Below are 11836 nucleotides of genomic sequence, written 5' to 3'. Positions count from 1 at the left end.
GGTATATTGTCCCTTGAACACCGATTTCTCCACCGCGATCCACTCGGTTCTTTTACGGAGAATCGACTTGCGCATCTCCACGCGCAAGACGTCTTAACCCTAGGGAAATCGCTTCTTCGATTGAAGGCCAGATTCGCTTGAGCGCATCCGGTCCATTGTCACGCATGGTCGATTCAGCACGCGCGCACGCATCCCGCGCAATGACGTCGCGGACCAACGCGAAGCCACCCCGCATCGAATGGAGCTCGATCTGGATCGCGTCCATGTCGCCGCTCGTCAGCGCTGCGTTGATTACCACGAGCGAGTGCAGTGTCGACGTGTGCAGTGTCTGGCGAATCTCGTCGGTAACTTCCAGGCGGCGTACCGAGCTCTCCTGCAGCGTCGGCGCAGCGACATCGCGCCGCGCATGCCGCCGCAACGCCGCATCGAGTACACCGATCGATAGCGGCTTCAGCACAACCTCCGCGACGCCAACCTTCTCGCAACGCTGGCGGTCTTCGTCGGTCGCATGGGCGGTCATCGCGATCACCGGGACGCCTGCGCCCTGCTCGCGGAGAAAATTCGAGAGCGCGAAGCCGTCGAGTTCCGGCATCCCGAGATCGGTCAATACGATATCGTACGGCCGTTCAAAGTACGCTCGCATCGCCTCGATGCCGTTGGTGACGATCGTCGCATCGTAACCCAGTGTGTCAAGCTGGTCGCGCAGCAGCGCGCGGCTCGCCGGATGATCCTCGGCGACCAGCACACGTAACGGCTCATCGCCGTCGCCTCCCTCCTCGCCGGCTTCGTCCGCCGTCGGTTCGGCGCCGATATCGAATACGGACGCCGGATCCGAGCACGCGTCGAGATCCAGCAACTCACTGCGCCAGCCGCGCGGCGCATCCGGCAGCGGTAGTGTGACAACGAAATTCGAGCCTTCGCCGCAACGACTGTCGACGGACAGCTCTCCATCCATCAGATCGACGATACGCCTACATAGCGGCAGCCCGAGCCCTGTGCCCCCGAAACGTCGATATGTCGTCGCATCGGCCTGAATATAGACATCAAACAGCGTCGACATACTCTCCTTCGGAATGCCGACCCCCGTATCGCTGACGACGATCTCGACACGCGGGTTCCCTGCCGCGATCGGCGAGAGCCGCGCGCCTACCGTCACCGTGCCGTGCTTCGTAAACTTGATCGCGTTGCTGACGAGGTTCGTGACGATCTGCCGTAGCCGCACGGGATCGCCGACATAGCCATCGGCCAACTCCGGGGACAGACGACACATCAGCATCAGATGTTTCGCATCGGCGAGCGGCTGGAAGATCGCGGTGACGTCGCGCAATAACACGCGCAAATCGAACGCAATGTGCTCGAGGACCATCTGGTTGGATTCGGCCTTCGACAGGTCGAGCACGTCGTTGATCACGCGCAGCAATGCGTCCGACGACGACATGATCGTCCCGAGCCGGCGCCGCATCGGCGCGGACATCTGAGCCCGCTCCATTAACTCAAGGTTGCCGACGATCGCGTTGAGCGGCGTGCGGATCTCGTGGCTCATCGTTGCAAGGAACGTCGATTTCGCCTTGTTTGCATACTCGGCCGCCTCACGCGCCTCGCGCAGTTTCTCCTCCATCTGCTTTCGGGCGGTGATATCGACCAACGTGCAAAGCAGTACGTCGACGCCACGATATCGCGTTCGCACGATGTTCACGGCAAAATAGACCGCCCGTTGGCCGACCACGTCGATGGCCAACTCTCGCATCATGAAGCGCGGTGCGTCCGGCGCCCGCGTTCCGTCCTGATACGCACGCCAAATTCGCTTGCCAAGCGACATACCCGAATTGCTGTCTTCGTATTGGAGAACGGCATCGTTGCGCACCATCGTCTCGCCGTCGGCCATCGACAGCAAAATGATTCCTGCCGGAGCCGCACGAATCAACGTGCGGTTGAGTGCCTCGCTTTCGATCAATCGAATCGCCCGGCGGTTCGCGGGACGCAGTGCCCGCCGATCGAAGCCGACGATTCCGATCCAGAGAATCGAAATGGCAATCAACGCAAGTCCGGCCGTCAGGCCGAGTGGCTCGAGGACTGCAGCCGCGACGCTCCGCCATGAGAAAGTCGCCATCAACATGAGATCGGAGCTTGGCAAGTAGTCCCCGATGACGAAACGCGTGCCGACGCGGCGTACGGCCACACGATCTCCATACGGAATGCGCGCATGGTCGATCGCACTGGCTATCATCTCGCGGCTCGGCTCTGCACCGGCCAGAAAATTGGCACGCGCATCGATCAGCGCATATTTGTCGTCGTCGGACTGCGATGCGAGAATTTCGCCGATACGCGCGCGACAGTTCATGATTGCCCAGGCGAACTGCTGCCCCTTGCCATCGTATAGGCGCTGGGCAAAGCGCAGTACACGACGCCCCAACAGCGGATCAATGCGGCTTTCGATCAGGATCGCGTTCTTGTCCGCACTATCCTGATGTTCCGAAGTGAAATCCACGTTCGACGGCGCGACTTGTCGCATCAGCGACGTCAACGAGAACCCGTCAGGCAGGTCGAGCGCACGCTCGACGAGTTCGGAATCGAAAATGCCGAGGAATTCTTCGTTCGTCGCGACCATATAGCCGGATAGGCCTTTGTCGACCGGAATCTGCGTCGCCGCGACATTGAAATGCGGCAGAGCCACCGAAAGATAACGCGCATACCGACTCGCAGGATGCTCCGGCGTGATATCGGCCATTCCGACGAACCAGGCATGGCCGAGCCGGTATCCGATCAAGCGACCGTGGTCGTCGGCGAACTTCTGCAATACCTCGTGCGGGACCGGCTCCGCGGCTATCCAACGCCCCTGTGCAGTGTTGACGAATTGACCGAACAACGATCGTGTCGACATCAGCTCGGCATGCAGCCGAGCCTCTCGCTTCAGAAAATCCCCCCGCACCTGCGTGAAGTGGCCGAGTACTTCGAGCCGCGCGATGAGTACCATACACGCCAGGATGAACACGGTGATTGCCACGCCGCTGCCGTACAGCAGGAATTGCTGCTGACGCCGGACCCGGTCCGGTTCGAACGGTTTGCGACCTGCGGCTGCAATCCTGGCTCCATGCCGCTTCGGCTTTTCCTGCATGCGTATCATCCGAGGGTATTCATCACCTATTGCAAAGGGATCATTCGCGCCGATCCGATTTCATCCGCAATGCGTCGATCTGCGACAGGTGAGCAAGTCAGTGGCCGCGTGAACGCCGGGTAATCGCGCCGGTTCCGCATGCGCTATTACCCTGTCTGGAGCGCGCTCGACGCGGGCGAATTGGTAAATATTACTGCATCGGCATAGCGGAGCAGATCGATATCGCGAGTAATGCCGAGCTTCTTCATTGCGCTCGCCTTTTGCGAACTGATGGTCTGCTTGCTGCGATGAAGCTGTTCGGCAATTGCGTTCACCGTATTCCCGGCACAAAAAAGACGAATGACTTCGATCTCGCGCGGAGACAGTCGCCGGACAACAGGTTTGGCGTCCGCGTCGTCCTGAAGCAGGCTCTTGATGAACGGAGACAGGTAATGCGCACCCACGTAGGCGGCATGCACGGCCCCGACGATGTGCGATATCGCATCCGACTTGCTCAGGATACCATTCACCCCCTGGCTTCGAATCGCGCGCAGGATAGTGGGTTCGTCGAGCATCGTGATCGTCACGATGCGCAGTGCCGGATAGCGGCGCTGCAGAAATGACAGCAGCGCGAGACCGTCGCCGTACTTGCCGCCCGGCATCACGTAGTCGAGCACCAGCACGTCGCTTGGATGGCCATCGAGGGCCGCGACCAGCTCTGTCGAGTTGGAAACGGTCTGCACGACCTTGATCGTGCTGTTACCCTCGAACGCTTGTGCAATCCCAAGGGCCACGGCCGGATGATCGTCCGCCACCATCACGCGTACAAAGAATTCCTTCATGATTCTGTTTCCTTGATGATGTCGGGCACGTAAGCCGTTCGCCTGCTTAGCACACGATAGGGCTTGTGCCATCATGTTGAAGGACAGCTATATTCGATCTGCCTGGCGGTATGCGGTCGGTTGCAGGGTCAAGCAGAGTCGATTTCGCTGACTGCGTCATGCCTCAAGCATTACTGGCCTGCAACGCACGTCGAATAGAGCTGGCGCACGCCACGCGTGGCCGAGCTGTGTTTTGCATTCGGCAGCGTGTACCGAATCGAGCAGATCTGGTCGCCCGCGTCGTTCCATCGCACCGTCAACGTGCCCTTGTCATCGAGCCCGCGCGCGAAGATCCGACTTCCCTGGCCAACAACGCCGACTTCGTTGCCCTGCGCATCGACGACAGCCGCGCCGAACGGCAGTGCGCTGCCATCGCCGAGCCGCGCGTCGATCACCGCCGACTTGCCCGACGCCGTTGAGAATTCGATCAGCGGCACCGCGCCCGCGCGGGGCGCGATCTGCTGCGTGGTCGCCTTCAACTCGACGTCGGTAGACAGTCCTTCCGGGTCGAGCTCGACCGAATTGAGCGAATACGGCGACAGGAACGGCACGATCGCGTAACCACGCCCGTCGACGCGCGCGCCCGGCGAGTTCATCACGCGCGCGCCGGCCGCGTCGTCGGCCTTGACGATCGCGAAGGTTTCCGACAGCGGCTGCGACAGCGTCAGCCCGCCGCGGTGGGCGACCATTCCGCCACGGATACCAATCGAACCCTGCTGGTAGCCCGATCCCGCGCCGGCCGTCGCCGACAGCTCGCCGAACGCGCCGCGATAGACGACGCTGCCGCTGCCGTCGTTGCTCGTGTTGCCGTTGCCCGACGCCCGGTTCGCGGAGACGCTGTATGAGAGGTTGTCGTCGCGGCCCGCGGAACCCGAGATCGTCGCGAGCGCCTGGTTCTGGCCGCTCGTGTTGTGCGAGAAGCTCGTCGTGGCCGTCACCGGCGACGTGCGGCCGAGCGGGATCGTCGCACTCACGTAGTACTGCGTGTCGCTGCGTCCCATGCTGTTCTGCTGGCGCAGCACCGACACGCCATAGGTGATGCGCTTGAACGTGTTCGAATACGTCGCCGAATAGGTGACGTCGGTGCCGCCGCGGTTCCAGTAATTCGTCGCGGATGCACTGAGCCCGAGTCGCCCCCCGCGTTCGCCGAGCGCCTGGTTGATCGTCAGCGACGTACGGCTGCGCTGCCGCGCGACCGAATCGACGAGCCCGCCGTTCGCGGCGCGCTCGCGCGCGAGCATCGCGTCGTTCAGCCCGAAGAAGCCGCTCGTCGAGTAGCGGTACGCTGCAAGCGCGATGTCGGTCTGCGTCTGCGTGATCGATTTCGCATAGCTGATGCGCGCGCTGGTGCCGCTGAGGCGCTTCATACCTGGCACCGACGTGCTCGCCTGCGTGACGTCGAAACCGAACGCGCCGTATCGCGTGTTGAGCGCCGCGCCGATCATGCCCGACAGGTAGCCTTGCGCGACGGTCGCACCGGTATACGCCGTCACCATGTTCGTCAGGCCCTGCTGCCACGTCGCCTGCATGAACAGCGGATTGCGGTCGCTCTGCGTGTCTCGCACCGTACCCGCGACGAAACTGTAGCGGTGAATGCCCGGCCGCAACGACATCGGCACGGCCGCATACGGCACGCTGAATTGATGGACCGAGCCGTCTGCTTCGGTCACTTGCACGATCAGGTCGCCGCCATAGCCGGTCGGATACAGGTCGTCGATTTCGAACGCACCCGGGGCAACCGTCGTTTCGTAGATCGTCATCCCGTTCTGACTGATCTTCACCCTCGCGTTGCTGTTCGCCACGCCCCGCACGACAGGCGCAAAGCCGCGCACCGAGTCCGGCAGCATCCGGTCGTCCGACGCGATCTGCACGCCGCGAAACTGCGTCGAATCGAACAGCTCGCCCGACGTGTACGATTCGCCGACGGTAAGCTGCGACTTCAGCGCGGTGAGGTCGCGCTGCGCATAGGTCGCGATGTCCTGATAGCGTGCGCCGCCGCCCGTCGACCAGTTATACGAGCCCTCGTGACGAAAACGCCACGCGCCGATGTTGACGCCGCTCGTCAGCCCGACGTAGCCCTGCGTGAGCGTCGGGCCGCCGCTGCTGCGGCGGCTGTACACGTTCGCGTTGTAGTTCAGCATGCCAGCCGTCACGCCGTCGTCCCATCGCTCGGGACCGACGTAGCCGCGCGGGCTGCGGCGCAGCGCCGTCTGCGGGATACTGAGGCGCAGACGCTGATCGCCGAATTCGAACACCGCACGCGCGTCGGGGATCGCGCTATCCACTTCGATACACGCGCGATCGTCGCGCAGTTGCGACACCACGCCCGGCGCGAGTCGCTCCACATCGACACCGATCGCTTCCAATTGCGCTTCGTCGAAGCACGGCTGTGCGTCGACCGATTGCGCCGATGCACGGAATGTGACCTGCATCGTCGTGGCAAGGTTTTCGTTCACGTATACGTCGACGCCATACGTGCCGGGTGTCGTCGTATTCCCTCTTTCAAACCGTGACACGTCGACCTGCCCGCGGGCATCGCGAGACAAGAATCCACTGTCGAACTCCACGCTGGCCACCTGCGTGGCCACCGTTTGCGATTCGGCATGCATGTCGGAATGTACGGGTGCGCTATCCGCGTGGGCCGTCCAGCCCGCAAGAGCGGACAGCACCATCGAATAGAGTACATTTTGACGAGGCATGCGGAATGCGCTTTCGTTCGTTTTGACATGTAGATTCATGGTCGATTCTTTTATTTATTTCGCTCTACGAATTTATCGGTGGATTTCTCCGAGAAAAAATTCCCCAATATCGATCAACGTTAGGGAACGACCTCTGAACGAGTCACGGGAATTCGGCGTCAATTTGCCGCGCCAGCTACTGCCAACCCGGACACCGCGGCCAATCAGTCGTGCGCCGCGCCGCCAACCGTGATCTGTTTAGTCGGTTTGATGGTGCCCCAGTCATCGATATAGCCGTAATCGACGACGGCACTTGCAGGCGCAGCCACACCTGCTGGCAGCGGAAACTCCGCCGTTTCACCCGGCCGCACGAAACTCGGTTTCAGCTCGTGCTTTTTCCCGTTCACGTTGATATCGATCACGCCGAGGTTCACAACGTACGGCGACGGATTGGAAGCCTTCAGCGCATATCCATTGCCGTCCGCCTGGCGCGCAAACGTCCATTTCAATTGATCCGCTGCCGCCTCGGGGTGCCCGGCCAGACCGCTCGGGCGATACATCACCTTGATTCTCGATCGGAACGCGAGTTGAACCTTGTTCGCGGAATCCCCCGCACTCGCTTTCGGCGGAATCTCCAGCACGTTGAGCCAGAACAGCGATTCGCGATCCGCGGGCAGCGATTCCTGCGTCTGAATCAGGCGCAGCGATTGTCCTTTACCCGCTTCGAGCCGAAACATTGCAGGCGTCAGCACGAACGGCACCGAAATCTTCTCCGGCGCTTCCTTCTCGTTGCCGGTATCGATCCATGCCTGAACCAGCGCAGGCGCATCGCCATCGTTCATCAGGCGCACGGTCACTTCACGGCTGTCGCCAGGAAAGATCACGCGGGTTCCGGTAATCACGACGCTGGCTTGCGCACTCCCCATCCATAACGTCGCCAATAAAGCGAACGCGGCCGTCGCCTTCGGTAGCTTCCAGTTCATAGGTCTCCCGTTGGAATTTGGTGCCGACGATCACTCCGCATGGAGGCGGCCGACATGAGGATTGGATGAATGCCGCCCGGCGCTGCGCCAGGCGGCCGATTGACGAGTTACTGGTAATCGAGCGAGTACTGGATGCGCGAGTTTGCCGAACCGGCGGTCGACTTGCCGGTGGCGTAGTATTCCGCGAAGTAATTCAGCGTTGCGCCGCCGTCGGTCAGCGTCACGACCTGCGAGTTCTGCTGCCCCGACGCGAAGCCCGCAGCGATCGGCTTCTGCTTGTCGTTCAGCAGACTGATCTGGACATTCGTCGCCACCGTATCGGCCTCACCGGCCGATACGAGATTCAGGCGGCCGCTACCCGCGTCGACCGTATCGCCGGCCTCGAACACGGTCGAGACCTTCGTCGAATCGCCCGTGCAACCGCTCAGCACGATCGAGAACGGCGTGCGCCCGGCCACATTGCCTGCGCTCGCCAGTGCGCCTGCGGATACGCTGGGCAGTTTTACGGTCATGTTCTTGTTGCCCGTCGCGCCGCCACCCGCACCGATCGAACAGGTGGTCGACAGCACCTTGCCGGTGAACGCAATTTCGCCGTCGGCCGCCATTGCCGGGGCCATCGACGCGAGGATACCCGCTGCCGTCACGCCCTGAATAATACGTGCGATGCTGATTTTCTTTTGCATGTGATTACCTCAAATATGATTAAACAACCCAAGCCGAATGATTTTTTTGGAAATTCAATCCGGAACTCGAAAATTACGGATCACATTTCACATACAATTATCCGGATCTGACAAAGTTTCGACTATTTGACAAGAACGAATTCGCCCACTCATCATCTCGTACTAGTACGAATTCTTTCGGAAACGTAACGCCGCGACGCAGATACGCCCCAGGCCACGCCTGCTCCAGGCGCGGACATGTGTACGGCATGAGTGATGTGGAAAGGCACGATGCATGCGCTTTCGAAGCCGCGATGAGCTTGGTGCGCGAGGTCCGAATGGAATGAAGTTGTCGCAATCGAGCGGCGATTGACGATGCCTGTTATCGACAATCAAATCCGGATCAACACAAACGGTAACGGGTAAAAATTCCAACCCGACCGAAGGGCACCTTGACAACCACCACACTCGTGACAATCAAAATAAATGACACGCTTGAACTTATTTTTCAGCCCCGTATATTTGATTGACGAGGCGGCAACCAATAGACGCAGCTGTCACGATCACCGTCGATCAGGCCGAGCGATGGTCTCGTTCGGCGCAGATGGCGACGCATGGTGCCCATGCCGATCGAACACGAAACATCGCCATGTCGACGCGGATACGGCCGCTACTGGTAGTCAAGCAGCACGAGTGCGCCCGCCTGCACGGTTCCGCCGGTGATCTTTTCCTCGGTCTGTACGTACTCCGCATTCAACGGGATGTCGATCTGCGCCGCCGCGCTACCGTTGTAAGGGGTCGCGATCGAACGATCGAACACGAGCGGTAGTTGGGTCTTGGCGTCGCTCAGCTTGATTCCGACCCCGCTCGCGGTCGAGTCGGGCCGCAGATTCAGTGCACCCGGGATGCCGCTTACGGGACCATTCAGTGGTGATACCTGATAGCCGACTCGGTTATAACCTGCCGGACAGTTGGTTAATCGAAGCGAAAAAGATCGGCCTCCGACCGTCGAGCCGATACCCCGAAAACTCGTTCGAGAAACATCGGGCAAGTTGACGGTTTGATTCGGAACGGAGCATGTTCCATTGATAAAATTGACATCAGCTGCAAGGTTAATGCCGGTAGAACTTCCCAATAGACCGCCGTAATTTATTATGAAATATCGGCTCACAGTGCCTGGCTTGAGTGTTCCATTTTTCGGAGTCTTATTGTCTCGAAATAACTGAACCTCAACCATGTTTCGCACCGTCTGCCGCGCCCCCCTCTTCATCGGCACTCCATCTAACAAAACACGCACCGACAATCCACTTACCGACGTTTCGACATCTGGTCCATCCGCCGTATTCCATGGAACCGCTTTATTATAAAGAGTAGCGCCAGTTACTTCACAAACGTCTTTCTCGCAAAGCTGCTGTGTCGTAAAGTAATTCCGGGCAAGCACAACACCAATTGCCGTATTCGACGGCGCGGCTATTCTTTCCGCATCGAATGCCGTAATCGCAGTAGCACATTGCGCAACCAATGGCCAAAATGCACTTACCGCCAACAAAAGCGTTGGTGCGTGCATCATGCTCATGCCATGACGGGATTTCGAATTGGTGTTTCCAGACAATTGAATGCACCAAGTGCTCGCCATCGCACGCGATGACATTTTCGGCAATCTCGCGGACAGGTCATTTTTAACTCTTAACAAGGCAGATCTCCGGCGAAAGACGTTCGGCGCGTGTGCTTGTACCGCGGCACACATACGATCGTGAACAGGATATGGCGCCATCGATGACTTGCGAATATGACATGTACTAAATGACGATAAAGTGAAGTAGTACAAGTACGATTTCGCTGCCTACATTCACCACGACGACAAAAATGAATGCATAGTTCGCCGCGCGGCGCGGACGCCAACACGGCGCTGGTTCCGATGAATGCAGATACGCCACGCACGAACCACCGGTCGATTGCCGCTACCGCGTTAGTGCGATCACTTTAAAACAACCGGAAATTTAATAATCTCGGCCTCTCGAACAGGTCAATGCCAATTCCGGCATTTACCCCGTGAATCCGGTGCAGCAACTGATGATGCTGCACCTGCGGGCTAACGCGATCGACGCGAAAGTAACCGCAACGAACAAATACGCATCTCGGTCAAAGCGCACGCAGATAGAATGATCCTCAAATTTCTAATTCACCTGACGGTCGCGCTCGTGCCGCTTTCCGTCGCATGTCCGACGCAAGCCGCGGATCTTCTCGACGCGGTCGATGCCGCACGAGGGTTCGACGCAGGCATCGCGGCCGCGGGCAACGCGCGGCTCGCGGGCCGTGAAAAGCGCTGGCAAGGGCTCGCGGGATTGCTGCCGCGCGCGCAGATCGACGGCAACTACACGAAGCAGGATCAACCGAGCGCGCCATATGCGGCCGCCGTTCGCCGGCATAGCGTGTCGGCCACGATCACGCAGCCGATTTTCGACGTATCCCGGGTCGCCGAATTCAAGCGCGGCGGTACGCTCGCCGACCAGGCCGACATCGAATTCGAGAAGGCGCGGCAAACGCTTATCACGGACGTGTCGGACGCGTATTTCGACGTGCTGTACGGCGGTGAAGTGCTGCAAGCCGCCGAATCCGCGCGGCAAGCGTTCCAGCGGCAGCTCGACCAGGCACAGGCCGCGCTGCGGATCGGCGACGGCACGCGCACCGACGTCGACGAGGCACGCGCGAATCTCGACGACGCGCTCGCGCGCAAGGTCAGCGCGCAGAACGATCTCGAAATCGCGAGCGGCGCGCTGAGGCGGCTAACGGGCCTGGCGGCCGACACGATCGCGCCGATCGCGTGGCAGTGCGCGCCGCAGGCGCCGCCCGTCGATCTCGCGGCCGCGATGGACGAAGCCGCGCGTTACAACGTCGACGTGCGCATTGCCGCGAAGCAGGCCGAGCAGGCACAGGCCGATGTGGTCGCGGCGGCCGGCGCGAACCTGCCGGTCGTCAACCTGCAGGCGAGCTACGGCACCAACTGGAGCCGCGGGTCCGGCGAAAACGACTGGGATCAGGTGTTCGGCACGACGTCGAAGACGCGTTCGTCGATGATCGGCGTGACGGTCACGATTCCGCTGTTCGCGGGTGGCGGCCAGTTGTCGGCGAGCCGCGAAGCCTACCGCCTGCGCGCGCAGTCGCGCGACGCGCTCGAGGATGCGCGCCGCAAGGCGCGCGAACGCGCGCGCACCGCCTATCTCGGCATCACCAACGGCGTCGCGCTCATGCGCGCGCGCGAACGTGCGCTCGCGTCGGCCGACAGCAAGGTGAAATCGACTCATCTCGGCCGCGAAGTCGGGTTGCGTACGCAGATCGACGAGCTGAACGCCCAGCAACGCTACTTCGAGGCGATCCGCGACCTCGCGGACGCGCGCTACCGCTATCTGCGCGCGCGGCTGCAACTGTCGGCCGCGCTCGGCTCGCTCGGCGACGCAGACGTCGCCGCGATTGCATGTCGCGCCGGAGGCTGACCATGCACGCCTCCTCTTCCTCCCTCTCGCCGCTTCGGGCAACC

7 protein-coding genes are annotated in these 11836 nt (G+C 60.8%); 1 reads left to right on the top strand and 6 read right to left on the bottom strand.

Annotated features, from left to right (window positions below; translation table 11 throughout):
* Positions 1–52 precede the first annotated feature (52 nt).
* The 6 genes from ABFO07_RS30110 to ABFO07_RS30085 form a co-directional block, all read right to left on the bottom strand.
* Positions 53–3115, bottom strand: coding sequence for an ATP-binding protein (locus ABFO07_RS30110; protein ID WP_347469279.1), 3063 nt, complete (start codon positions 3113–3115; stop codon positions 53–55).
* Between the two features lie 146 nt (positions 3116–3261).
* Positions 3262–3936 carry a response regulator gene (locus ABFO07_RS30105; protein ID WP_059958064.1) on the bottom strand — a complete coding sequence of 225 codons (675 nt, stop codon included), beginning with the start codon at positions 3934–3936 and terminating at the stop codon, positions 3262–3264.
* 170 nt (positions 3937–4106) lie between these two features.
* Positions 4107–6647: a fimbria/pilus outer membrane usher protein gene (locus ABFO07_RS30100; protein ID WP_347469714.1), complete on the bottom strand. Its 2541-nt coding sequence runs from the start codon at positions 6645–6647 to the stop codon at positions 4107–4109.
* A 230-nt stretch (positions 6648–6877) separates the two neighbouring features.
* Entirely contained in the window at positions 6878–7636 is a 759-nt protein-coding gene (locus ABFO07_RS30095) for a fimbrial biogenesis chaperone (protein WP_059565824.1), read from the bottom strand.
* A 107-nt stretch (positions 7637–7743) separates the two neighbouring features.
* Entirely contained in the window at positions 7744–8253 is a 510-nt protein-coding gene (locus tag ABFO07_RS30090) for a fimbrial protein (RefSeq protein ID WP_430733084.1), read from the bottom strand.
* 715 nt (positions 8254–8968) lie between these two features.
* Entirely contained in the window at positions 8969–10126 is a 1158-nt protein-coding gene (locus ABFO07_RS30085) for a fimbrial protein (protein WP_155713714.1), read from the bottom strand.
* 334 nt (positions 10127–10460) lie between these two features.
* Here ABFO07_RS30085 and ABFO07_RS30080 point away from each other — a divergent pair, with 334 nt between their 5' ends.
* The gene (locus ABFO07_RS30080; protein WP_347469278.1) at positions 10461–11792 is read left to right on the top strand and encodes a TolC family outer membrane protein; all 1332 of its coding nucleotides are present in this window, start codon (positions 10461–10463) and stop codon (positions 11790–11792) included.
* The last annotated feature ends 44 nt before the right edge of the window (positions 11793–11836 follow it).

The organism is Burkholderia stagnalis, from assembly GCF_039848545.1.
Classification (GTDB): Bacteria; Pseudomonadota; Gammaproteobacteria; order Burkholderiales; family Burkholderiaceae; genus Burkholderia; species Burkholderia stagnalis.
The sequence above is the reverse complement of the archived record's forward strand: the minus strand, read 5'-3'. Positions and strand labels throughout refer to the sequence as shown.

Bases quoted from the DNA above. Each gene is read 5' to 3' on its own strand.
- ABFO07_RS30110 (WP_347469279.1), bottom strand. From the start codon at position 3,115: ATGCAGGAAAAGCCGAAGCGGCATGGAGCCAGGATTGCAGCCGCAGGT.
- ABFO07_RS30105 (WP_059958064.1), bottom strand. From the start codon at position 3,936: ATGAAGGAATTCTTTGTACGCGTGATGGTGGCGGACGATCATCCGGCC.
- ABFO07_RS30100 (WP_347469714.1), bottom strand. From the start codon at position 6,647: ATGGTGCTGTCCGCTCTTGCGGGCTGGACGGCCCACGCGGATAGCGCA.
- ABFO07_RS30095 (WP_059565824.1), bottom strand. From the start codon at position 7,636: ATGAACTGGAAGCTACCGAAGGCGACGGCCGCGTTCGCTTTATTGGCG.
- ABFO07_RS30090 (WP_430733084.1), bottom strand. From the start codon at position 8,253: ATGGCCCCGGCAATGGCGGCCGACGGCGAAATTGCGTTCACCGGCAAG.
- ABFO07_RS30080 (WP_347469278.1), top strand. From the start codon at position 10,461: ATGATCCTCAAATTTCTAATTCACCTGACGGTCGCGCTCGTGCCGCTT.